General features: G+C 49.6%; 19 protein-coding genes. 12 read left to right on the plus strand and 7 right to left on the minus strand.

Annotation, left to right across the window (positions count from 1 at the left end; genetic code table 11):
• Positions 1-19 precede the first annotated feature (19 nt).
• From ACH5Y9_RS19525 to ACH5Y9_RS19535, 3 genes are read right to left on the minus strand one after another with little or no spacing between them, the layout of a single operon-like run.
• Positions 20-1594 (minus strand): hypothetical protein, encoded by a 1575-nt coding sequence (locus tag ACH5Y9_RS19525; protein WP_445367252.1) that lies wholly within the window; start codon positions 1592-1594, stop codon positions 20-22.
• 11 nt (positions 1595-1605) lie between these two features.
• On the minus strand, positions 1606-3345 hold the full coding sequence (locus ACH5Y9_RS19530; protein ID WP_445367253.1) for an alpha/beta hydrolase: 1740 nt from the start codon (positions 3343-3345) through the stop codon (positions 1606-1608).
• Positions 3346-3368: 23 nt separating this feature from the next.
• Positions 3369-5126: a GMC oxidoreductase gene (locus ACH5Y9_RS19535; protein WP_445367254.1), complete on the minus strand. Its 1758-nt coding sequence runs from the start codon at positions 5124-5126 to the stop codon at positions 3369-3371.
• Positions 5127-5417: 291 nt separating this feature from the next.
• On the opposite strand from ACH5Y9_RS19535, the gene ACH5Y9_RS19540 reads away from it, so the two are divergent.
• From ACH5Y9_RS19540 to ACH5Y9_RS19550, 3 genes are all read left to right on the plus strand, one after another.
• On the plus strand, positions 5418-6650 hold the full coding sequence (locus tag ACH5Y9_RS19540; RefSeq protein WP_319961151.1) for an NADP-dependent isocitrate dehydrogenase: 1233 nt from the start codon (positions 5418-5420) through the stop codon (positions 6648-6650).
• 134 nt (positions 6651-6784) lie between these two features.
• Positions 6785-7444: a response regulator gene (locus ACH5Y9_RS19545; RefSeq protein ID WP_319961150.1), complete on the plus strand. Its 660-nt coding sequence runs from the start codon at positions 6785-6787 to the stop codon at positions 7442-7444.
• Complete coding sequence (locus ACH5Y9_RS19550; RefSeq protein WP_445367255.1) at positions 7444-8856, plus strand: ATP-binding protein; 1413 nt, start codon at positions 7444-7446, stop codon at positions 8854-8856. Before ACH5Y9_RS19545 ends, ACH5Y9_RS19550 begins: the two co-directional genes overlap by 1 nt.
• A gap of 156 nt (positions 8857-9012) precedes the next feature.
• On the opposite strand, the gene ACH5Y9_RS19555 is transcribed toward ACH5Y9_RS19550, so the two are convergent.
• Positions 9013-9609 (minus strand): CHRD domain-containing protein, encoded by a 597-nt coding sequence (locus ACH5Y9_RS19555; RefSeq protein ID WP_033158184.1) that lies wholly within the window; start codon positions 9607-9609, stop codon positions 9013-9015.
• A 357-nt stretch (positions 9610-9966) separates the two neighbouring features.
• Here ACH5Y9_RS19555 and ACH5Y9_RS19560 point away from each other — a divergent pair, with 357 nt between their 5' ends.
• The 5 genes from ACH5Y9_RS19560 (at position 9967) to gltA (ending at position 15052) form a co-directional block, all read left to right on the plus strand.
• Entirely contained in the window at positions 9967-11187 is a 1221-nt protein-coding gene (locus ACH5Y9_RS19560; protein ID WP_033158185.1) for a sialidase family protein, read from the plus strand.
• Between the two features lie 116 nt (positions 11188-11303).
• Positions 11304-11588: a copper resistance CopC family protein gene (locus tag ACH5Y9_RS19565; protein WP_336643870.1), complete on the plus strand. Its 285-nt coding sequence runs from the start codon at positions 11304-11306 to the stop codon at positions 11586-11588.
• Between the two features lie 27 nt (positions 11589-11615).
• A complete protein-coding gene (locus tag ACH5Y9_RS19570; protein WP_033158187.1) occupies positions 11616-12284 on the plus strand; it encodes a hypothetical protein in 669 nt (222 codons plus the stop codon).
• Between the two features lie 17 nt (positions 12285-12301).
• Positions 12302-13408: a HupE/UreJ family protein gene (locus ACH5Y9_RS19575; protein ID WP_225892970.1), complete on the plus strand. Its 1107-nt coding sequence runs from the start codon at positions 12302-12304 to the stop codon at positions 13406-13408.
• A gap of 348 nt (positions 13409-13756) precedes the next feature.
• Complete coding sequence (gene gltA / locus ACH5Y9_RS19580) at positions 13757-15052, plus strand: citrate synthase (protein WP_033158189.1); 1296 nt, start codon at positions 13757-13759, stop codon at positions 15050-15052.
• 262 nt (positions 15053-15314) lie between these two features.
• Here the strand turns inward: gltA and ACH5Y9_RS19585 are convergent, their stop codons facing one another.
• Both ACH5Y9_RS19585 and ACH5Y9_RS19590 read right to left on the minus strand, forming a co-directional pair.
• On the minus strand, positions 15315-16094 hold the full coding sequence (locus tag ACH5Y9_RS19585) for a WecB/TagA/CpsF family glycosyltransferase (RefSeq protein WP_445367256.1): 780 nt from the start codon (positions 16092-16094) through the stop codon (positions 15315-15317).
• A gap of 525 nt (positions 16095-16619) precedes the next feature.
• Positions 16620-17240, minus strand: coding sequence for a hypothetical protein (locus ACH5Y9_RS19590; protein ID WP_033158191.1), 621 nt, complete (start codon positions 17238-17240; stop codon positions 16620-16622).
• 397 nt (positions 17241-17637) lie between these two features.
• On the opposite strand from ACH5Y9_RS19590, the gene ACH5Y9_RS19595 reads away from it, so the two are divergent.
• The 4 genes from ACH5Y9_RS19595 (at position 17638) to ACH5Y9_RS19610 (ending at position 22989) form a co-directional block, all read left to right on the plus strand.
• Positions 17638-17808, plus strand: a complete 171-nt coding sequence (locus ACH5Y9_RS19595) for a hypothetical protein (protein WP_445367257.1) — start codon at positions 17638-17640, stop codon at positions 17806-17808.
• Positions 17809-18621: 813 nt separating this feature from the next.
• Positions 18622-20730, plus strand: a complete 2109-nt coding sequence (locus tag ACH5Y9_RS19600; protein ID WP_445367258.1) for a right-handed parallel beta-helix repeat-containing protein — start codon at positions 18622-18624, stop codon at positions 20728-20730.
• A 161-nt stretch (positions 20731-20891) separates the two neighbouring features.
• A complete protein-coding gene (locus tag ACH5Y9_RS19605; RefSeq protein ID WP_445367259.1) occupies positions 20892-22637 on the plus strand; it encodes a right-handed parallel beta-helix repeat-containing protein in 1746 nt (581 codons plus the stop codon).
• Complete coding sequence (locus ACH5Y9_RS19610; RefSeq protein WP_445367260.1) at positions 22627-22989, plus strand: hypothetical protein; 363 nt, start codon at positions 22627-22629, stop codon at positions 22987-22989. Before ACH5Y9_RS19605 ends, ACH5Y9_RS19610 begins: the two co-directional genes overlap by 11 nt.
• A 965-nt stretch (positions 22990-23954) precedes the next feature.
• On the opposite strand, the gene ACH5Y9_RS19615 is transcribed toward ACH5Y9_RS19610, so the two are convergent.
• Positions 23955-25115: a glycosyltransferase gene (locus tag ACH5Y9_RS19615; RefSeq protein WP_445367261.1), complete on the minus strand. Its 1161-nt coding sequence runs from the start codon at positions 25113-25115 to the stop codon at positions 23955-23957.
• Positions 25116-25497 lie beyond the last annotated feature (382 nt).

Consider the following 25497-nt stretch of genomic DNA (forward strand, 5'->3'; position numbering starts at 1 on the left):
CCACCGTCGCCAAAAAAAGCTACAGTCGATCCATGTTGTCGCTCCAGGACAAATTATCGTTTACGAAAAAACGATAGCCCGGCTGTGGGCCCGTAACCTTGTTCAGCACATACAGACTACGGCCGACGCCGCGACGGCGGTAGCCTTTTTTCTCTTTGCTTACCAACTGGTCGCGCCAGGTGCCGAAGTTGATGTAGGTAAAGTTTCGGCTTGGTGCGCCGTCCTCGGTGTGCTTGATATCCGCTTCGGTTTGCAGCGGGATATGGGTATGGCCTTCGCCGTGCAGCCGAAATCCTTGTTGCAGGAATAAATCCTGAAATGTCGGAAACACCTGCAAATTTTTGAAACTGGCACCGTCTTCTCGATACACCGAACTGGGTCCCAGCAAGTCAAGCAGTGTTTGTACTTGGTCATAAAGCCATAACACGCCGCGTACCAAGTGCAATTGCACCCGGAACATATGCAGCGGGCCGGTGACCATCAACCACACCCTGGCAACGCGAAACGCCAAGCGCCGCCAAGCCGGAGAGCTGCTCAGCGTGTAATCCCAACTCAGCCACAGGCACAGGGTTTCGTATAACTCGTTCTCGATAATGTCCCGCAGTTCGTTGCCGGTTTTTTTGTCACGGGTTTCTTGCAGAATCCGGGCAATTGCCGCCGAGGTGGGCCGGTACAAATCCAATTCGTCCAGAATGCGTTTGATACGGCTGACATTGGCTTGATCCGGGTCCTGATCGTTCAGCTTGAGTTTGCAACGGTAGATAAACGTGGACAGCGCACCGGCCGCAACCGTATCGCCGAAACAGGCCTCGATGAACGGCGCGTAATGGAGTTGCTGCCAAACCTTAGCTCGCCAACCGTCCCCTGTACTCCAGCCCGGTAAATTGCTGCCCGGCGTAAATACCAAGCTGTTTTCCCGATCCCGCCATTGGCCGTGGGTAATAAACACCCGCAGTTCGGCATCTCCCCAATAAAACGGCAGCCACGGTACGCTGTTTCGGTCGGCAAAATGTTGTTCGTCATCGAAATACATCTTGCCGACCCACTGCCGATACTCGGCTGACAAATTAGCCAGCTTAGGCCCCAAGCACTCGTCGTAATACATCCGCAGGGTGACCGGATCGGTGAAAATTTCCTTATCGTGATTGCCCAGCAAGGTAATCACTTCCAGCCGGGTATTTTTCAGATCGTCGGGAAGCCGTTGTAGATGATTGAAAAAACCGTCCGCGTTGGTGGCGTGCAAGCTCACAATCTCGGCCATGATTTCACGCAGGCATAAGACAAATTCCGGTTTGTCGCGCTCCCACGGATAGACACCGTGCTTGGCCCACACCGCGCTTCGAATCATATCCACGACGTCGCCGTCCAGGATCAGCGTCAATTCGTCGACTTGCTGAGTTTTGCAAGTACTGGCGATGTCGGCGAAGAATTCGGCCCAGACAATTTCCTCACTGCTTTGATTGCCGACCGTGTTATCGGTGAAATGCAGGTCGCTGATACTGATGCACAGCCGGTTCAACCCGGTGGTTGGTCGGGTTTTGGTCGGTTGCAGCGTATCCAGCGTTAGTTGTAAATCTTCTTGGGTACTTGTCATGACTGCATTCCTCAATTGCGATGTTTATTCAAAAATTCCACGAAACGCGGAAAGATGTCCTGCGCGGCATTTTTGCCCATGATCACGTCCGCATGCCCGTAATCCGGAATCACCGCCAGTTCATGGCGGCCGGGGACGATTTGTTCCAGGCGTTGGTGGCAGACGATATTGGAGTTGCGGAACAAGGCATTGTCCTGGCCGGCGACGAATAGGCACGGCGTGTCAATTTCGGCGGCATGTTGGAAATAATTGTCCGGCAAGCTGCGGTAACGCGGTTCGTTGGGCTGATATTTCACGGCGGTGTTATTAGCATTGACCATTTTCAACACATGCCGGTAGTAATTGACGCTACAGCCGCCGAACAAATCGCCGCAGCGGCGATGTGTCACATCGTGCAGATTCTCGTGTTTGTACAGCACCGGAAAACCCCAGCCCCACATGAAACTGAGCATATGGCATTCCGGCGAGTCGCACTCATGATGAAACGCCGAAATCGCCGTCGCCAGCAATTTACCCGCCCCCCAACCCGGCTCGCGCCGCCAATAAGGGTTCAGATAATCCACGCCCAAAATATAATCGGCGGCCAGCGGGCCCAGATATAGCTTGATCTTGGCCGGCAGCGGCACGCAAGGCGTCAGCGCCACGCCGTTGGCGATCAAACTGCGCACGCCGGTCACCGCTTTGCCGAACAAACCCATGGTAAACGCCAACGCCCCAAAGCAGTGGCTGATGACATGAATGCGGGCGGAAGGGCCGACCGCCGCGCGCACGGTGGCGATGGCCGCCGGCATGTCGTATAGCGCCAGATCGTCAACATTGAAGTTGTGTCTGTGCAGATTATAGGAATAGCGGTTACTGATCCGACCGTCCAGCGTCCAGACGTCGCCAAAACCGTGATCCAGCAGATAACTGGTCAGGTTGTAATGCTCCGGCATGATGAACATATCGCTGGCTGCAGTCAGGCCCGGCACCAGCACTACCACATCGTCGCTAACCGCGCGCTTGAAGCGCAATAAGCTCAGGCCCAGCCGGTCGGCGGTCGTGAACTGATGGGTGCTGACCTCCGCATCCTTGACGCCTTCCAAGGTATACAGTGGGATTTCCCGCTCGAAGCTGCCCATCTTTGGCAACATGGATGGTTTGTAGACTTCCCACAACGCGCCTAAAAAGAAGCCGCCGAAGCGTTCGATGGCATGCAGACGGTCTTTCAAGGTGTCGCCGCTGGCTTTGATCGTCGTCAGCTGTTTGGCAAAGTCCATCACTTCGATATATAACAAGCCGGTGGCATAAACCTTGGCTTTGGCTTCCTTGTCGGCTTCCACATGGCCCTTGAACAAATTGGTGAACAAGGTGGTAGTGTCGGCCCACAGGTCCGGGCCGACGTTGTTTTGAATCTGTTTGCGACCGCTCAAGGTCATGGCCTGACCATTAGCATCGGTAAAAAACAGCCGGTAGAGCATTTGTTTGCGGTCGGCGTCGGCGCTGTCGACGAACAGATTGAACACGCCTTTATCGACGTTACGCCGGCCACCGATCAAATCGCCTTCCACATAGCCGATGGCCGCCGATTGGTGCGCTTCGGACTCCAAAAAGGTATCCAGATCGTCGCTTTGGATAGTCAGATGAAACATGAAGTAATGGTTATCTTCTTTGCCTTGCTTATAGCCGTCTTCGAAAGCGGTTTGGCCCAGGCTGAGATAGCCTTTCATTTCTTCGGTAAATTCGAACGAGGTTTTGTTGGTATTTGTCATGACATTATTCCTGTGAATTAGGTTTACACGCCCAGGCTGGCGTCGGGTTTGATACCGGTGATACCTTCGGCTATCCATTCCGCGGTCGCGGAAATGGTGGCCACCGGGTTGGCACCGACCGCGCTCGGCAAGATCGAGCCGTCCACCACATATAAGCCTTGGTAACCGAAGGCTTGGCCGCGCTGCTCGGGATGTCCGCTGACCACGCCTTTGTCCGGCGAGTCGGCCAGAATGCAGCCGCCCAGAGGATGCACGGTCACGTTGTGGCGGATCGGCAAGTCCCAGGTCGGCAGCGGGAAAAACCAATTGGATTTGACAAATTTTTTGAAGCGCTCGCCAACCGCGAGTATGGCTTGATACAAGCTCATGCTGGTATCTTGCGGCCAATCCAAATCGATGCGGCCATCCCTATTCAAGGTCAGCGTGCCGTCGCCATGATCCAGGCCCATGCACAACATCACCACGGATTTGGAAGATAAATCGTCCTTTAATATTTCGTGTAGCGAGAACCCCAACGTGCCGTTCCAGACGCCGTTGCTCACGTATTTCTTCAGCCACTCGATTAACGCTTTCACGGCGCGAATCAGTTTGCGCAAAGTGCTGGTCGGGAAAACGCCTTCGATATACCAGGCCAGTGAAGCCGGATAAGAAGCGTCTTCCAGCACAAAGGCTTGCTGTCTGTTGAAGCGGTCGAACAGGTTGTAATCGGTGTATTGGGTGATTACCGGGCCGTAGTTGGGGTCGGCGTCTTTTTTGCCTTCAATCGCGAACGATAAAAAGTCGCCGTTGCCGGAGAACCAGCGTCCCAGTTGCTCGCTGAGTTTGGGCAGGCTGCGATGCACATCGCGGCAGCGCAGCAATAGCTCGTTGCTGCCGAAGGTGCCGGCCGACACCACGACGCGGCGGGTTTTCAGGCTTTCCAGTTTTCCCGTGGCAAAGTTTTGAAATTCAACCCGATAACCGAATTCGCCGCTGGCGGAGCTGTCGTCGTCGCCATGCTGATTGAGCGGGATGATATTTTCGGCTTGGCAGTCGGTAAATACCTGGCCGCCATGCTGGTGTTGGCCGGCGTGAATGTAGTTCAGATCCAGCGTGTTTTTCGAGTGAGTGTTACAGCCGATATCGCATTCTCCGCAATAGGTACACGAGGTTTGCGTGGCGCCGTAACGGTTTTTTTCCTGCAAACCGATGGGGATCGGCGAATCCGAAGCGTTATAGTTGTAATCGTTACCAAAGAACACGCAGATGTCGGCCAGCTTGCTGCTGCGGTTTTCGTGGGCGGCAAACTCTTGAAACAGTTCGGTGCGGACGATTTTTCGGCGCTCTTCGTTTTGCCAGGATGGAACCGGGCGGGCGCCCAATACTTGTTTGGCAACTTGATAATACGGGGCCAGGGTGGCTTTATCCAGGCCGGTTGGCCAGCCCTGCTCGAAGACCTGTTCGGGCGGTTCGAGGAAGACGTTGGCGTAAATCAACGATCCGCCGCCCAGGCCCGCCGAAATCACTGCATCCATTTTTTTGTAATTGCGGACGTCAAACAAGCCGCGCAGTTTTTTGTTTTGAATGTGGCGTGGTCGGTCTATCGCCACGCCTTCCACGCTCCAAAAACTGTCGGAAATTTGTTTGGGCGAGCGGGCGAAAGAGCCCATTGGATAATGCCTCCCGCGTTCCAACAGCAAGACTTTGGAACCCCACTTCTGCGCGAGCCGGCAAAAGCTGATGGAACCGCCGAAACCGCTACCGATGACTATCGCTTCGTAATCGAAGTGCTGACTAGCCATTTACACCTCCTCAAGAATGATTTTTTATTATTATTGGCTCATTGTCCTGCTATCGGATGTTGAAGAAAAACGGTGTTGCCGGGTAAAGGCTATTGCTAAAACCCTGTACAGAACAATGTCTTACGGCAGCATGCGTAGACGCCGCCTGGGCAGTATAGCCTAGTTTTTGCCGTGATTCGATTAATGCGAGACGCGCTGCAGACAGAGCCGAGCAAGCCGTTAAACATTCCGTGTTTCAGGGGTAGGCAGGCTATACTGAAGGCCTCTTTTAGCGATAGGTGAGGAGCCGTTATGAAGAAAATATCCGTCAAAAATCCGGTGGTGGAGATCGACGGCGATGAAATGACCCGCATTATCTGGCATTTCATTAAAGACAAATTGATTCTGCCTTACCTGGATCTGCAAATCGATTATTACGACTTAGGCATCGAGCAGCGCGACGCCACCGACGACCAAGTTACCATCGATGCGGCCCACGCCATTCAAAAGCACGGCGTTGGCATCAAATGCGCGACCATCACCCCGGACGAAGCGCGGGTGGTAGAGTTTGGATTGAAAAAAATGTACAAATCACCGAACGGCACGATTCGTAACATCCTGGACGGCACCGTGTTCCGCGAACCGATCATTTGCAAAAACGTGCCGCGCTTGGTGCCGAATTGGACCCAGCCGATCTGCATCGGCCGGCATGCCTTCGGCGACCAGTACCGGGCCACCGACTTCGTCACCAAAGGCAAGGGCAAATTGAAGATCAGCTTCACGCCCGACGATGGCGGTCCGGAGCAAAGCTTCGAGGTTTATCACTTCGACGGCGACGGCGTGGCTTTGGCGATGTACAACACCGACGAATCGATCGCCGGTTTTGCCCGCAGTTGCTTTAACGTAGCGCTGGATAGAGGCTGGCCGCTGTATCTGTCCACCAAAAACACCATCCTGAAAAAATACGATGGCCGCTTCAAAGACATCTTCGAAGAAATCTACCAAGTGGAATACAAAGCTTTATACGAGGCCAAAGGCATTGTCTACGAACATAAACTGATCGACGACATGGTGGCCTCGGCTCTGAAATGGAACGGTGCCTTTGTCTGGGCTTGCAAAAACTACGATGGCGATGTGCAATCCGACACGGTGGCCCAAGGTTTTGGTTCACTGGGTTTGATGACCTCCACCTTAGTCACGCCAGATGGCAAAACCATGGAAGCCGAAGCAGCTCACGGCACCGTCACCCGGCATTACCGGATGCACCAGCAAGGTAAAAAGACCTCCACCAATCCGATTGCCTCGATCTTTGCCTGGACGCGCGGTTTGGCGTTTCGCGGCAAACTGGACGGCAACGCCGAGTTGATCAACTTCTGCGAAACCTTGGAAAAAGTCTGTGTCGATACCGTCGAGGCCGGGCAAATGACCAAGGATTTGGCCTTGTGTATCTACGGCGACGATTTAAACGACTCGCATTATTTAACGACCGAGGATTTTCTGGAGGCACTGCGAGCCAATCTGGAACGCAGCCTTTCGGCGTCATGAGGCTTTTGCCGTTCGCTGGGTTTACTCGCAATTCCAGCGAACTTTTAAGTTGCTTACTCGCTCACAGAACACTGAGAAATCATTGCTACAATCCAGGCTAAGTTAATCACTCAGCCCATAGGTACACAAACATCATGCGCTTATTATTGGTAGAAGATGACGCCATCCTTGGTGATGGTTTAAAAGCCGGCTTGACGATGGAAGGTTATGCGGTGGATTGGTTAATCGACGGCGCCCAGGCCGACGAAGCGCTGAAACTGAACCACTATGATCTGGTGGTGTTGGACCTGAACTTACCGCGCATGGACGGGATGAGCGTGTTGAAGAATCTGCGCCGCCGCAAGGACAGCACCCCGGTTTTGGTCTTAACCGCGCGTGAAGGTGTCGCCGAAAGAGTGGCCGGTCTGGACAATGGCGCCGACGACTTTGTCACCAAACCTTTCGACCTAGCGGAAATTTGCGCCCGTTTGCGCGCGTTGGCCCGCCGCCACGATGGTCATAGCCTGCCAGTGATCGAACATAAAGGCGTTACCATCGATCCCGCCGCACACCAAGTGTATTTCAATGGCAAACCGGTTGATCTGGCGCAAAAAGAATTTGAAGTGCTGAGTTATTTAATGGGACATATCGGCCAGGTTATTTCCCGGGCTCGTCTGGAAGAGTCGCTCTACGCCTGGGGCTCAGAAGTGGAGAGCAATGCGGTGGAAGTACATATTCATCACCTGCGTAAAAAACTGGATAGCAACCTGATTCGCACCATCCGCGGGGTTGGTTACATCATCGACGAGAACTGATGGCCAAACATTTTCGTCTGGCGCCACGCTCCCTGAAAAAGCAGCTGCTGCTGTCGCTCCTAACCTCGCTGTTGTTGGTTTGGGGCGTTACCGCCTATTTCAGTTACAAACAAACCCGCGACGAAGTCACCGAACTATTCAACGCTGAATTAGCTCAATCGGCACGGGTGGTACACGCCTTTGTCGAGAATATGGTCCGGCAACGAGCACTGACCAAGCTTTGGGAACGCGATAAAGCTCCAGAGCTGTTCGACACGCCCATCCTCGGCCACAAATACGAACGCAAAATTGCCTTTCAGTTACGCTCAGTCAAAGAGGGACTGGTGTTGCGCTCGGAAAGCGCGCCTGAATTCGCTTTGTCCTTGACGCGAAATGGCTACAGCGAAACCATGCTGGATGGTCAGCTTTGGCATGTATTTAGTCTGAGTACCGAAAACGGCAACTATGTAATTCATGTCGGTCAGCGTGACGACATCCGCCGGGAATTGGTGGAAGGCATCGCCGGCCAGCAAGTGATTGGTTTCCTGATAGCCTTGCCAATATTGGGCATGATGATTTGGTGGATTGTCAGCCGCACCTTGTCGCCGGTCAACCAGGTCAAGGAGCAATTGGCCAGCCGGGCAGCCGGCTTTCTGCAACCGCTGTCGGTGGATAATCTGCCGGACGAAGTATTACCGGTGGTCACGCAAATCAACAGCTTGTTTGCGATGCTGGAACAGGCTTTTGCCAACGAGCGCAATTTTACCTCCGACGCTTCCCACGAACTGCGCACGCCCTTGGCTGGTCTGTTGACGCAAATTCAAGTGGCGCAAAAAACCACCGATACACAGATGCGCGATCAGGCTTTGCAAAAAGCCCAGCAAGCGGTATCGCGGATGACGCATACGGTGCAACAATTGCTGACTTTGTCGCGAGTGCAGCATCAGCAGGCCGGGATTGCCAAGCAGTCCGTTGATGTTAACCAGGCCTTGATAGAGGTGATTTCCGATCTGGATCACGCCGCCCGCGATAAGCGTATCGATATTGAATTGCAAGGAGAGCCGGCTCTAGTGATCGTCGCCAATCCTCAGTTATTTCAAGTGTTGTTACGCAACTTGATCGATAACGCCATTAAATATTCTCCGATTGAAGGGCATATCAAAGTAGCTTGTCGCCGCGAAAACAAGCGCTTGCAGCTGACTGTGGACGACAGCGGCCCCGGTGTTGCCGACGACGATTATCAGCGCATCACGCAGCGCTTTTACCGTTGCGTGGAAACCGCCAATAGCGTTGAAGGCAGCGGCTTGGGTTTGTCCATCGTGCAGCGGATTGTGGCGTTACATGCGGCGGATATTGATTTTGCCAAGTCGGAGCTGGGTGGTTTGCAAGCACGGTTACACATGGATTTGGCCGGTTCTGCGCCTGTGAAATAGAGGCAAATTTATTCGAATCAACTGACGCCCAAGAATATGCTTGCAGCAAGACGAATGCAGTTTTGAAGAGCCAGCAGATTATCTTGCGGTCTCGTAAGTCGGGTTAGCTCGATAGCGCGTAACCCGACATTTCAACTAATGCCTAATCGGTTGCTTTTAAACTTGTCTACGACAGCGGCTTAACGAGAACACACCGACTACGCTGCCAAATAACCAAATTGCAGCCGGCAACGGTACTGCGGCCGGTTGCAAAAATCCGCGAATCTCGCCGCCGGGAAATAACGAAGTATGAATGTTGAGATAGGCTTTGCCCGCCTCCGCGCCAACTAGTAGCGCATTCAGGGCACTGCTGACGGTACCGCCGTTATTGGTGATGAATGTCGCGTTATAGCTGCTGGCAAGGCTAAGATCGAATGTTTGGTCCATACTGCCGGATGTTACGCCCAAAGGAAATCCAACAAAGCTTGGCGTTTGACTAGCGACCCCGGCAGTCGCCGCGCCCGCAACGGAAGTGCAGCAATGAATGTGAGCGGCTGTGGTATTGCCCTGCAACCCACTGAAAGAAAAATTAACCCGCATGGTGACCAAGTCCAGATCGAAAGTGACTGTACCGCTGCCAAAACCTAAAGAGCTATTGGGCGGCGCTTCGTTTGGCCCGGATAAAACGACGGCATAACTAAGTTCGTGAGCTGCCACGCCAATACTGGTTAAACTTGCCGATAGTAACGCTAGTAACAACATAATGCTTTTCATGTAAATCTCCCTAAATACCAATGCAAAATTAAAAGATTTTGTGTCAAAAAAACGTCTGCCAAATATCTCAGCCCGCTACCTTCCCCCGACAAGGCGATGGGATTGTCACTTGCTTTAATAGGTACGGTCAATCATACAATTTTTAAGTTTTTCAATGGCTAGCCATTAAACCAAGTGGGCTGGCGGCAATGCCGGGATAGGGCGATTTGGCCTTCAAACGGCGGACCGAAATTTGATCGACGCGGCTGCTATCCATTGGACTCCTGCATTGCTCGAAGTTGCGGGTGTTTCCCGGTTCTGATTTGCGCGCCAATATGATCTAATCATCGCCTTTTTTGTCAGAGAGGCGTCATACCCATGCCGAACTTGAAGGCTATATACTTGAGCGTTGCCGTGCTCACCAGCTTGGCGTCGTTTGGTTGTGGCGAGCAAAAACTTGTTACGGCGAAGCTGGCTTTAGATCAAAGTGTTCTCAGTCCTATCGACGCCAAAACGCTAGGTTTACAAAATTTGGTCAGTTTCGATGTGTATGTCGACAGGCAGACCGTGCATGCCGCCTTCGTCGCGACACCAACCGGCAGTAAGCAACCTTATATAGGCTATCTGCATTCCGAAGACGGCGGATTGCATTGGTCGCAGCCCAGCGCTTTGAGTCCGCAATTTAACCAGCCCGTAGAGGCGAAAGTCGGTAACGATATACAAATTGCTGCCGCCGGCGACAAATTGCTAATCGTCTGGCAAACTACCGGCGAATTGCCGGGCATGGGGCCGTTATTTGCGATTTATTCCAATGACGCCGGCAAAACTTGGCAGCAAGGTGTCAAGCCGACCGGCAGCGATGCGGATCAGTCCCATCATGAATTGCTGGCAGATCAGGAAGGTCGTTTTCATGCTGTCTGGTTGGATGATAGGGACGAAAACGGTTATCAGGGGGTGCGGTATGCGCGCAGTAGCGATGTCGGTAAGAGTTGGGAATTGGCACAGACTATCGACGATTCCAGTTGCTCGTGCTGTTGGAACCGCATGATTCTGGGTGCAGACGGTAAATTGAATACGTTGTATCGGGATATGAAGCCGCGCGACATGGCGCTGGCGCAAAGCGCCGATGGCGGCGCCAGCTGGCAACGGCTGAGCACCGTGGGTGAGTTCAACTGGATTTTCGACGGTTGTCCGCATAACGGTGGCGGCCTGGCTGTGGCCGGCGATGGTTCCTTGCATAGCCTGGTGTGGACCGGCGCGGAAAATCAGGTGGGGCTGTATCATATGCAGTCCGCCGATGGCGGCAAAAGCTGGGCGCCACCGCAACGCTTAGGCGAGGCCGGCGCGTTTCATGCGGACATCGCGTTCGGCGCCGGGCGCTTAGTCGCGGTGTGGGATGCACTGGGGCCGGAAGGCTCTAAAGTGTTTGTCTCGGAATCCGTCGATAATGGCGAACATTGGTCGGCAAGTAAGTTGCTATCATCCGCCGGCGCTTCGGCGACCTTCCCGCGCATCGTCGCCACGCCGACGGGCTTGTTGGCAATGTGGTTAGAGCAAACGCCCACCGGCAAGCAATGGTCGGCGGCGGTTTTACAATGATTTTTATACTTTAAGAGGTGGTCATGCCCAAGTTAGACATAACAAAAATAATAAAACCCGGCTTGTTGGCGCTCGCGTTATTCAGCCCGGTCTCAGTATTTGCGCACGCGATTCTAGTGAAATCGCAACCCGCCAAGGACGAGACCGTCACCGAATCGCCCAAGCAAATCGACCTGTGGTTTAACGACGCAGTCCGCAGCGAATACAAAGCCCTGGCCGTCATCGACAGCACCGGCAAGCGGGTGGATAACCACGACGTCGCGCAAAGTCTGACCAATGGTGCCAATATCTACGCCACTGTGCCAACACTGGCGCCGGGCACCTACACTATTCGCTACCGCGTGGTTTCCGAGGACACTCACATAGTCACCGGTAAATTCGAATTTACCGTCAAACCCTAGTCTGCATTCTTCCATCGGTTTATTTCTATGAATATTCAGCGACTTCCCGTCTTTTTTATCGCCGGGCTCGTGGCCTGCGTGGTTTTACTCAGCGGTTGCGACAAACTTGGCTTCGGTACCAAACAATCTAATGCACTGGGCAATCGTCCGGATTTGGATTGCATCATCGCCAACGATTTTTACGCGGTGCACTTCAGCGCTTATCTGCAGCCGGATAAAAACGATAAAAATCCTGATCCTAAAGCTGCTTTTGTGCCGTTTTGTCAGAAAATCCCCAGAGCCGGCAAGATGTTTTTCACCGCCGATTTGATCGACCGCGATATTCGCGCCACGCCGATTGGCATTAAATTGGTGGAAGTGGAAAAAACCGGCCAGAAAGCGCCGGATGATGTGCGCGAAATCCGCACAGTCGCCGAAATCCCGTCCAAACTTTATCCGAAAGGCGCGGTAGAAGCGCAAGCCGATGTGGATAAAACCGGCGATTATGTGCTGTATCTGTTGATCGGCGAAGCGATGGAAGACGATGATAAATTCCGCATTGCGCTGGAAGTGGGTGTCGATCCCCAGGGCGCCGATTTACCACTAGTGGCAATAGGTGGCGTGGTGGCCTTGGTGCTGCTGGTGCTGGGATTTTTGGTTTACCTGCACAAACGTAGAAAAGCCGCGCAAATCAATGGTAATGGGGAACAGCCCTAATGACGAGCGGATGGAAAATGCTTAGGCTGTTTGCCTGCTGGCAATGCCTGCTGCTGGTTTGTTTGCTGCTGCCATCGGGCTGGGCAGCGGCGCACGCCCCTGGCCTTAGCTCAATCGATGTGACTGTCAAATCCGACCAAGTTATCGCTAAATTGACCTTTGCCCTGCAAGACATCGAAGCCTTTGCGCCGATGGACAGCGACCTGGATGCGGAAGTCAGCGCCGCGGAGCGCGAAGCGGCCAAGCCGGACATCGCCAAAATGCTGGCTGCGCAGTTGCGGGTTAATATTGATAGCGTTGATGTGCAAGCCGTGGCGCCGGGGGCTGTCGTTTACGACGAACAGAACAACGCCCATGTCGAATTTATTTTTCAATCTGTGCCGCACCAACAGTTACAGGTGCAATCCAAGTTATTGGCCTGGCTACCTGACGGGCATCAGCAGTATGTCACGGTGCGCGACGCCGCCGGTAAAACGCTAAGCGAGAAAATGCTAAGCAGGGCCGACGACCAGTTGCAATGGGCATTGTCTCCTGCCGATCAATCCGTGGCGCAAAACGATTCCCGATTTTCCGCGTTTGCCGATTTTTTGAAGCTGGGCATCGAGCACATCCTCACCGGTTACGACCACCTGTTATTCCTGTTTGCCTTGCTGGCAGTCACGCATAGTTTCTGGCCGGCGATCAAGATCGTCACCTTCTTTACCATCGCCCATTCCATCACCTTGGCGTGTGCAGGGCTGAACATCATTGAGCTACCCAGCAGCTTCGTCGAACCGGTGATTGCGTTGACCATTATTTACGTGGCAGTGGAAAACATCATGCGCGGCGACCACCCCAAGGGCCGGCAATGGCTGACCTTCGGCTTTGGCTTGATCCATGGCTTTGGCTTTGCCAGTGTGCTGCGGGAAATGAATATTTCCAGCGGCGACACCGGCATCTTATTGCCCTTGCTGTCGTTTAACCTAGGCATAGAAACCGGCCAAATCGCGGTGGCATCGGTGGTGTTGCCTATCATCTGGTGGCTAAACAACAAGCCTGCATTTGCCGAGAAATTCTTGAAAGGTTGTTCGGCCATGGTAGCCTTGATGGGGGCCTATTGGCTGTTGGAGCGGACGGTTTTGTAAACCGCCCTTGAGGGGGGGGGCCTAGCATCAGAAGAGGCAAACACCGAGTTGCCCCAGAATTTTAGCGATTCCGGGACGTCTTGAATAGCCAAGACCATTGACGTCTGCAAAGACGCCTGCGCCCTCAACTGTGACAGCGCAGGCAACGGGTTTCGCATTGCGCTACCCATCCTCGAAATTTGCCATCCCAGTCCCTTAGGCCGGGTAGCGCAACGCGAAATCCATCAATCAGGCCCTCGTTTTTCGTTAAATTGTAAACAATCCCGATCTAAAGCTGTGTTTATTCGCTATTTGCAATAGAATACAAACCATCCCCTTCTCAACAGCTAGCTCTCCGGAGAATTTGACATGACTGATAAAAAAGTGACGTTAAAACAGGAAGACCAAGACCGCGTAATCGAATTACCGGTCACACCCGGCACCATGGGTCCGTCCGTCATCGATATTCGGTCTTTATACGCACAGACCGGCCATTTTACTTACGACCCCGGCTTTACCTCCACCGCCAGCTGTACGTCAAAAATCACCTTCATCGACGGCGACGCCGGCGTACTGTTGTATCGGGGCTATCCCATCGAACAACTGGCGGAAAAATGCGATTTTTTGGAAGTCTGTTATCTGCTGCTGAACGGCGACCTGCCCAACGGCTCGGAAATGAAAGGCTTCGTCACTACCATTAGCCAGCATGTGATGGTGCACGAACAGCTGATCAAATTCTACAGCGGCTTCCGCCGTGACGCACACCCGATGGCGGTATTGGTGGGTGTAGTCGGCGCACTGTCGGCGTTCTATCACGAAGTGATGGACATCAACTGCAAGGAAGACCGGTACATCTCCGCCATCCGCCTGATCGCAAAAATGCCGACCATGGTAGCGATGTGCTACAAATACAGCATCGGCATGCCGTTTATCTATCCCAAACGCAAACTGGGCTATGCGGAAAACTTTATGCGCATGATGCACGGCGACCCCGGCGAAGATTATCTGGCCAATCCGGTGTTGGTCAGAGCGTTGGATAGAATCCTGATCCTGCACGCCGACCACGAACAAAACGCATCTACCTCCACCGTGCGACTGGCCGGCTCCAGCGGCGCCAATCCTTACGCTTGCGTCGCGGCCGGTATAGCTTGCCTGTGGGGTGCGGCACACGGCGGCGCTAACGAGGCGGTGTTGAATATGCTGGAAGAAATCGGCGATGTGTCGAAAATTGGCGAATATGTCGCCAGAGCCAAGGACAAAAACGACCCATTCCGCTTGATGGGTTTTGGTCACCGGGTTTACAAAAACTACGACCCGCGCGCCAAACTGATGCGGCAAACCTGCCACGAAGTGCTGGACGAATTGAATCTGAACGACGACCGGCTGTTCAAACTGGCGATGGAACTGGAACGGATTGCCCTGGAAGACCCTTACTTTGTAGAGAAAAAACTCTACCCCAACGTGGATTTTTATTCCGGCATCGTGTTGCGGGCCTTGGGCATCCCCACCGAGATGTTTACCGCCATCTTCGCCTTGGCCCGCTCGGTGGGTTGGATCGCGCAATGGGACGAAATGATCTCCGATCCCGAATTGAAAATCGGCCGCCCGCGCCAGTTATATAAAGGCGTGACAACTAGGGATGTGAAATCGATTTCTAATCGGTGATAAAACAAATAGTTAAGTCCCCTATCCTTCTGGACGACTGCACCTAACTTAAAGACGGGCAGCCCCTTCTCCCTCAGTACCCACTGGGCATAAAGGAGAAGGCTGGAATGAGGGGATCAATAAAGTTCTTTGCCTTATTTATTCTCCTCACCCCAACCCTCTCCAGCAGGAGAGGGGGCTTAACTTAACGGTATTAACTCTAGCTCTCTCCCTTAGTAAGGGGGATTTTTGGGAGGTTATTTAGCGCATTGGTTGATGACCTTTAAGAAGTAACCGCCGAACGCTTCAACACTCTAATCTGCAAAAAATCCCAGGCAAAACGTAGTAGAAACACCGGGTTGGTGGAAAAATAACGTTTAACCAGCCGCCTATCCTTAGCCATCCGATAGCACCATTCCAACCCACTTTTTTGCATCCACAGCGGCGCCCGCTTGATGTGTCCGGAGTGAAAATCAAAAGCCGCGCCCACCCCCAATTGCACCGGCGCATGCACTCTATCCAGATGCGCCGCAATCCATTTTTCCTGCTTGGGCGCGCCTAAGCCTACCCAGAGAAAATCCGGCTTGGCAGCATTGATCAAATCGACCAGTTGTTGATCTTCTTCTGCGGACAAGGGCCGAAACGGCGGAGAATGCCAGCCCACAAGCTCGGCTTGCGGATAGCGCTTTTGAATATTGGTAACCAAATCTGCCAACACCTCATCCTTGCCGCCCAGAAAAAAATGCCGCCAGCCCAACTGCTGCCCTTGATCCAGACATTTCAACATCAAGTCCGGCCCGCAAACCCGCGTCTTAATCTCTGCTTGATGCACCAGTTTGGCGTACCAAACCAAAGGCAGACCATCCATGGTGGACAAGGCTCTATTGGAAATATCACGTAACTCATGATCGGTAAGACAGGCCACGGTGGTATGCACATTGGCGATACAGACCTGATGAGCTTGGCCGCTGGCGATCCACTCTTGAAATAGTTGTAACGTAAGCTCGTAATCCAGGATAGGGAAGCGAATTCCGAAAATATCTACTGACTTGATTGACTGCATTCCGTGCTCCATCGGGCGGTTAATTGAAAAGTGATGTTTTTAATTTTGTCACCCCTAGCATCGCTATATTTGCCTCCGGAGTCAATTCAGAGCAGACCAATTCGACTAAATAAAGGGATACCAATCAAGCGTGCTCGCATTCCCGCCTGCGTGCAATACCGTTAAGTTAAGGATAACCAACTCCTTCTCCCTCAGCACCCGGGGTATAAAGGAGAACGCTGGGATAAGTATTCTCCTCACCCCTATCCTCTACAGTAGGATAGGGGGGCTTAACTTAACGATATTGACCAACCCTATGGTTTAGCCCAGTAGATACGCGAGAACTTCCGATAGCTATAGGGAACCTCTAAAAATCCCCTCTCCCTATGGGAGAGGGCTAGGGTGAGGGGGTAAATAATGATTTTAACCCCCTCATCCCAACTTTCTCCTTTGTGCCCTGCTGATAAGAGATTTTTAAATTTTTAGCAGTCTCCTATAAGTTTAAGGAGCGCTGCCATAGCTAAAGCGTTCAGAAAACCAGCGCGGTCAAGGTGCACAATTAACCACCAGCTCATCACTATATTGACCAACCTCGGCGTCCTTCAAGATATAAACCGCTGTATAGCGGCGCAGTTCCGGCTTGCCGGCAACCAGTAAAGGCCGGTTATCGATATAAGGCGGTATCGTATCCCTGGCTAAAAACACAAACTCCGCCTCCCCCTCGCGCTGACAATAGATATTGATACCGTCGCTCTTGGATTTAACAAAATTGAGAACCACCACGCCGCCCGTTTGATCTACACCGGTCAAAACCGGTTTAGCGTCGTTAAGCTTGGTGGTATCTTCCGAGCCTATAATGCCGAGCAAATTACCCAAAGCATCGGAATAAGCCGGATGCGCCTTGATGCGTCTGACTAGGGCTCTCACTCGGCTTTCGATATTATTGCGACTGGCAGTTTTAGCCGCCGTGGCATGCCTTGCTGCCGCAGAAGCGGCATTTACTTCGCTGATCTTGGTATGTAACTCCTGATTATCGCTATCGACACTAGCAATATCCTCGGCGGATAAACCAAATTCCGCCTGACGCGCGGCGAGATTGACCTTAAAACGATCATGCCAAATCAATAAATCGCTATCAGGGTGCGGAAAATAATCGGATTTAGCCATTTTGAATTCTCCATATTGTTATCAGAGGAAACCTCAAAAAATTAAGAAACCGCCTTCTCACTCTGGGGTATGTCGTAAAAAACGAAATAGTCCCTTCTCCCCAGTACCCGCAGCTCATAAAGGAGAAGGTTAGGATGAGGGTATATAAAACACTAGTTTATTGCCTTCTCACTCTAGCCCGCTCCGTTATGCCCAGTGGGAGCAGGAGGAGAAGGGATTTTTAGACGCTTAAAATACGCAATACCGCACAGACATCGGCGCGGCAGACTTCACCGTAGAGCTAACCAAAATCGACGGCGAAACTCTAACGGCTTAATTAATTCTATATACATTATAAGAAGCTCTACAAGCCTTTGGTGGTGCGGCTAAATGTCGCGTCCCCACCCACGACTAGCTCATGGTTGCCGACAAACTAATTGGCGGCAACCATAAAAAGTTCATCGGCACCCACAAAACACCTGGAGGTACCCACAGAAGGCTCAGCGGCGCCAACCACGCTCCTGGCGGTAACCCCAGACGCTTCATCAGTGCCGATAAAGCCTCCGGCGTTGCCAATCAAGGCCTGTAGCGTGCCTCCTAGCCCCTGTGAATACTCCCAAGTCGTCCAGATCAGACCAGAAAGCAGGCTTCGGCACACCATTAAGATTTAATTAAAATTAAAAAATGGCTTGGTTATCAAGCCATTATGTTTTAGCCTTTACCTAACCCCCAATATCATCCGCTTATAATTCGACACACCAGGCAAGGCTAGAACAGTTAGCTTGATGCACGCATCAACAACGTCACTCTCGCCAAACCTGACGAATGTACTCATTGGTGGCACATAGTTATAGGGAACCTTTAAAAATTAAAAAAGCTCCTTCTTCCATCGGGAGAAGGTTGGGATGAGGGAATTAAATATGAAATATGTTCATCCCTCACCCTCTCCTTTATGCCCTGCGGTTAAGTAGGAAAAGGGATTTTTAGAGGCTGCCGATATAAGCTTGGATGGGCACATAAAAAGCCATTATCGACACATGCAATCGAGATAGGCTGTTACCAACACATTTCAACAGCATGTCAGAACGGTGCGCTTTAGTTCAGATGCTAGCCCAGCGCACCAATTTGGCTCGTCAAAATTTATTACACCCTGACTGCGGTTGAAAAAGCGGTATTCGTGAGGTTACGTATTTCGTTATTGAAAAGAGCTGCTAGTATTGATTCCGTGTTGGCGATGCAGACTGAATGGACTAGCCCGCAGTTGACCCAATTCTGAAACAATTTCCAAGTATCTTCGTAACCAAGGACCGGAACACTACCCCTCAAATATTAACTGAATTAGCTGACTGTATTCCGTGGTCTGTCAGGCTATTGGAGCATGAGTTAATAAAAGGAGAAAACTATGTTTATTAAACTTGTCATTACCCTAACCTTAGCGGCGTTCTGCTCGGCAGCGGCGGCAAAGGATTTCTACGTATCACCCTCGGGCAGCGACAGCCTGAATGGCCTGTCCCCCAGCGTCAATTTCTGGACCAAAACCGGCCCTTTCAAAACCCTAACCCGTGCAAGAAACGCAATTCGGCAATTAAAAGCAACTGGGAAATTTAATGAAGCGATTACGGTCCATGTCGGCAAGGGAACTTACCAACTTCAGTCTGCGCTGGAATTCGACGAAAGAGACTCAGGCTTACCTGGCCAGGAAATTATCTGGCAAGGGGAAAATGGTATTAGCACTATTTCTGGCGGCCTTACAATTAAAAATTGCCAAAAATACGGAAGTATCAATTCTAACCAAATTTTAAGTTGCGTTCTAAGCGCCGATACCGTAGCTAATATCGAAGGCGAGACAAATGGTCGTATTTTAGGCAACACACCAGCGCTAGATGTTTTTGTCGATGAACGCCGCATGCATATGGCCCGATGGCCAAATTCTGACTGGGCTCATATAAAAACCCCCCTCGATAAATACACTCAATTTAGTGTATTTGAAAAAATGCCATCATTTTCAGGTGATGTAAGCGACGCCCAAGTTCATATTTTTCCAGGCAATGATATTTTTGACCAATATCTAGGCGCATCCGCAATCGATCTAGCTAACAATCGAATCACTGTGTCGGATAAAACTTTCTATCCGCTTGATGGCGGCAGACGTTTTTATTTACAAAATATCGAATCGGCACTTGATGCCCCAGAAGAATGGTATTACGACAAGACCAATAACAGATTATTATTGATACCCCCTAAAGGCATAATTCCAACCAATATTTTAATTTCTTCGGCTAAGAATCTAATTACTATCAAAGATGCTAGCCACATTGACATTAATAACCTAGTTCTTAGATATAGTGCGGGAGATGCAATCAAAATCGACGGGGGCGATTCCTTAGTACTAGACAATTTGGAATTAAACAATATTGGTGGTAAAGCGGTACGTGTTCTAAATAGCACTAATATAACCACTTCAAATAGTCACATCCACGACACCGGCCAAGGTGGTATTTTATTTTCTGGAGGGGATAGACCAACACTGACGGCGTCTGGAAATATCGTCGAAAACAACCATATCCACCACTATGACAACATTTTATTCAATTACTCCCCTGCAATAGAGACTGAAGGTGTTGCATCAATAGTCACTCACAATCTTATTGAAAATGGCAACGGCAAAGCCATCACACTTTATGGAAATGATCATGTAATTGAGAAAAACGAAATATCGCAGATTTGTCAACAATCCGGTGATTGTGGCGCAATCTATTCAGGAAGAGACTGGACTTATCGCGGCAATATTATTCGTTATAATTATATTCATGATTTTTATGGCTATGAGCTTGACACTACCTTATATAGCACCAAAGGGACTATATTATATAAACCCATAGGCGCTCGCGGCATTTATCTCGACGATGCCGTTAGTGGTTTTCTCGTATTCGGCAATATATTGGACAATATAGGCACTTTTTCAATTCAGATCGGTGGCGGACGTGACAATCGCATAGAAAACAATATTATCAAAACCAATGACCGGGCAATATGGTTGGACCAGCGATTTCCCGGCTTCAATTGGGATTACTTGAGAAGCACATTAAAGAGCATGCCCATAACCAGCAGTCTTTGGCTGAAAAAATACCCTGAGCTGGGCACACCCATGACGAATGACACTTGGCCCGAAGGTACTAAAATTCAGCGAAATATAATAATTTCTACCGAACCACGTGGCAATGCATTTCGCTATATATTGCCTAGGGAAACCAGCATTATAGGAAATAATATAGTTTGGAATGCAACTACCAATATTAGAGTTGATTACAAGTTTCTGGATTTAGTATCAAATGAGCCGCCCAAAAACCTATGGAGCGAATGGGTTGACAAAAAAGTAGAACAAAACAGTTTTTTTGCAGATCCGTGCCTAAGAATATCTGGGGGCAAAATCAGCTTAACTTGTTCAAACTCCCCAATCTCTAAAATAAGCTTCCAAACCTTGCCAACTGATATTGGACTTATCAAATAGTAAAGTACACGCCCTATAATCCAGCCGATTGATACCAACCTATTTCGGCTGGACTATAATTACCTCTCCACAAATAAATATATTTATTATTTCGAAATAATCAACAACGAAATAATTTAATATTATCCATTAAAATTTATTAATTATTATTTAAAATTAATATGTTATGCAATAATTTTTCAAAAATTGCCTTGCTTTGCTTCTCTACAACAGCGATGAGCCAGGATTTTTACATTGATCCTGCGGGTAGCGATCAGGCAAATGGCTTATCCCCCGAACTTTCTCATTCGGAAGCATCAGGTCCTTTTCTGACCTTTAGCCGCGCGCAACAAGCTATCCGGGACTTAAAAAAAGATGGGTTATTCAGAGAACCGGTTACTGTTCATATTCAAACCGGCGACTACACGTTACAAAAACCGTTAGAGTTTGACCTTAGAGATTCGGGCTTTACTGACCGTAAAATCCGTTGGCAAGCTGAAAACGGTCCAGTGTTAATTAGTGGGGGTACTACTCTACAAAACTGCAAACAAGGAAATAATAAAATTTGGGACTGCCCTACTTCGACACTAAAACTGGATGGCATTAAATATTCCAATACATACCGAAAAAAAGGCAATATTCCAGGATTTCAGCTATTTGTGGACCAACAATCCATGCATCTCGCTCGCTGGCCAAATACGGATTGGGCTCATATTAAACTACCTATTAATGAAAACACTAAGTTCAGCAGCATGGAAAACTTACCGACATTGGGTAACGAGACAAATCATGCACAAATACACATAATGGCGGGAAATGACTGGTTCGATGAATATATAGGAATAGCTATGTTAGATCAAGGCCAAAATAATATTAGCCTTTCCAGCAATACAAAATATCCGCTAACTAGCGGACGAAGATTCTACCTGCAAAATATTCAATCAGAGCTAGACGCGCCAGGCGAATGGTTTTACGACCAAACAAATAATAAAATATTATTTATTCCACACGACAGCTCAAAACCAAATAAAGCCATTGTCTCGCAACTGAAAAACATCTTATCCATAAATGGAGCAAACTATATAAGTTTCAATAACTTAGTATTTAGACACAGCACTGAGACGGCAATTAATATAGACAAGGCCAGCCATATCTTATTTGATGGAATTGAAATTAGTCATATAGGCGGAACAGCAATAGAAGTAAAAAATTGCGACCATATCAATATTTCAAACAGCCAAATAAACGATACCGGCGAAGCGGGAGTCTTAATTAGCGGTGGAGATAGAGCTACATTGGTGCCGGCCAACAATATTGTCCACAACAACCACATTTATAATTTCGGTGTAATACTCATGACCTATACACCCGGGATCGAAGTATCTGGGGTGGGCACACACATTACGCATAATCTTATTGAGCATAGCCCTGGAGCAGGCATATTAATAAATGGGAATGACCATTTAATTGAGAAAAATGAAGTACAGCATGTCTGCGAACAAGCATCCGATTGCGGAGCAATTTATTCCGGCCGAAACTGGACCTTTCATGGAAATGTTATCCGTTATAACAGTATTCACGATTTGCTAGGCTATGGCCTAAAAAGTGTCGATATTGCTAATAACAAAGTTGTGTATGCCAAACCTGACGGTGCTCGTGGAGTATATCTTGACGATGCAGTGAGTGGCTTCAGCATAATCGGTAACATCTTCAACAAGGCTGGTTCTATGGCGATCCAACTGGGTGGCGGGCGAGACAATATTATAGAAAACAATGTTATTCTCACCGACAGTAATGCATTGTGGATTGACAATCGCTGGCCAGGCTATTCTTGGTCGGAAAATAAAAAAGGACTATTACAAGTGCCGTACCAAAGTGCAATTTGGCGGACTAAATACCCGAAACTAAGCGAGACCTATGTTCAATGAAACCTGGCCCGAAGGCAACAGTTTGCAACGCAATATTATTGTTACCAGCAATCCAGGAGGCTCATCCTTACGCTACTTCATGCCCAAACAAAGTAACATCTTGGCTAATAGTTTAGTATGGAGTACCAATGGCCAATTTAAGCTCGACTTTAATGTGCTGGACGGCTTAGCAAAACGTAGCAACGCCTCCTGGCAAGAATGGCTTGACGCCGGGGTGGAACACGGAAGTAATTATGCTGACCCATGTGTCACGATAGCCGGCAATCAGGTTTCATTCTGCCCCCAATCTCCCGCCGAAAAAATCGGGTTTCAAAACATACCCGCAGATATAGGCCTAATTTATCCCCACTGAGAAAATCAGGCCATTTAATTAATAGCGATACTAGCCGCAGAATGTTTAAACTTAATCGCAATCTTACACCAGCTGTTGCAATAGTTTTAAGTACCAGTCTAAGTTCTCCTGCCGATGCTGAGTTGATAAGATATAGTTACGTCGGAAATCCGTTTACTAATATTTCTTCAGGCTTTCCAGTATTTCGTGTATCAATATGGTTTACGGTCGACAGCAGTATAATATTCGAAAACAGCCATATAGTTCTCGACAGCTATAATTCGAAAACAATAAACGACTTTTACTTTAGCAATGGTTACCAAAACCTTTCCAACAACCCTAATCTGGAGCCAAATTTTTGGATTTACACGTCCTCAAACATATCATTCGATACCGATAGTAGCGGCAATATCAGTGGAAATTGGGCGGCAAATAGCTCGCGCGCGCATGGCAATCAATATGGACTTTCATTATACGATGCTATAAGTTCGACAAACTCGCTGGACGGGACATCGTCACTGGGAGGCTACGAGGCTATTGTCTCTAACAACCCAGGCACGTGGACCCGCAGTACTAGCAGTGTAATACCGCTCCCTGGCGGCTTTACATTATTTGGTAGCGCTTTTGGAGGATTACTATTTAGCGCTTTATGCAGCAGAGGTAAAAGGCGCTTACATGAAAATACAGTTTAAATCGGAGCCGCTTACCATGCGTCGAAGCGGGATGTTTTTAGGAAACCCCTAAAAATTCCCTCTCCCACCCGGAGAGAGCTAGGGTGAGGGATGTAAATAATTGATTTTAACACCCTCATCCCCCAACCTCCTCCTTTATGCCCTACGGGTACGGAGGAAGAAGGAATTTGTTTTATTTATAGAGCCCCCCTTAAATAATAAACTTTTCTTCCAGGGCCGCTAAGTCAAGGCGCCTTCTTTTCCACCGACTCCGTAGCCAAAGGACTTTAAAGTGAACGGCCAGAATAATATTAATTATTTAGCGGATTCGTAAATTGCCATAAGTTCCGCATAATTTCGCTCCGCTGTATATTTTTCAAGAAACGCTCTTCTGGCATTTTCACCGAGTTTTTGCGTATGCTGGGGATTTTCCAGCAACCATCTGGCTTTAATGGCCAAATCATTTGCATCGCCGGGATTAAATAACAAACCGGTTTCCCCATCTTGAATAATATCGGCCATACTGCCTAATCTTGATGCCAACACCGGCAAGCCATGAGCGAACGCTTCCACTAGTACAAGCGGGAATCCTTCGTACCATACGGAAGGCAAAATCAGAAAGCTTGCCTTCCGCATCAAATCACTAACCTCTACGGCATTTTGTATCCCTAATGCAGCGATATTAGCTGTATTTTGTAGTAAACCTTCAAGTGGTCCAGAGCCTGCAACTTTCAGCAAGGCTATACCCCCTAAGTTTGACCAGGCGTGTAGCATGGTTTTGATTCCCTTTTCAGCGCTAATACGACCGACAAACAACCCAAACCCGGCTCCTTCCCGATCAGCGCAAGGCGCGCCCTTTAGAGGATCTTCCAGAAAATTAGATTTAACCGAAATTTTGTCCGCCGGGAATCCAGCCTGAACAAACTTGCTCTTGGCGAAATCGGTCAAGGCTATAAAGCGGTTGACCTTATGCCGCCAAGTGTCCTTTCGGCGAAGTTCAGCGACCATATGTGCAACTACCAAACTGCCTAATTTGGAATCGCGATAACAACCATATAAGACAGCGTGATAAGGCGAACCTGTAATGCACTGCTCGCAGACCATACCATCCCGCATCAGCATAGCCCCAGGACATATCAACCGATAATTGTGCAATGTCTGGACCACCGGCACTCCTTCATCCAGACAGGCATCGTAAATAGAAGGGCTGATTTGTGGGAAAAAATTATGTACGTGTACAACATCAGGCTTAAAACTTCTGAGCTTCTCGGAAGCAACTGCTCGACTATTTGAAGAGTAACGGGTTGCTAGAGCAGTTTTAATTTTACCGACGCTCCCTTTTAGAATATCTTTATTATCGACACACCATAATTCAACATCATTACCGTGTTCTGTAAGCAACTTGATTTCGGCATTAACGACGCCATCTTCCCCACCTGCTTGTTGATAGCGATTATGTGCAAACAAGACTTTCATTACATTACCCAATGTACTTCAAATAATAGCTAGATATAACAAAGAAAGCTTAAGTTTCGAACCTCATATATAGCTGATTCATATTCCATCCTAAAAAAGTAGTACATATCAGAAATAAGCAATAAATCACAATATAGAAAAACACCGGGGAGTCGCGATTTTTGCCGAAAGATTTTTTCGGGCATCCTGCTGAAAAAAATCGGCAAAAATTACGCGACCGCTTATGCCTTCGGCGCCCCGATTCGTCCGCGTCACCTCGTTCCGACCCAACAAGGGGTCGAAACATCGGCTCTCGCATGACTTAACGCCGTGTCGCGATGCCTTGCAGGTTTTCTCCGCTTCGCTGCGAAAACCCGCCCGGCGCTACGGCTATCGGGGACTA

Source organism: Methylomonas sp. BW4-1, assembly GCF_052474385.1.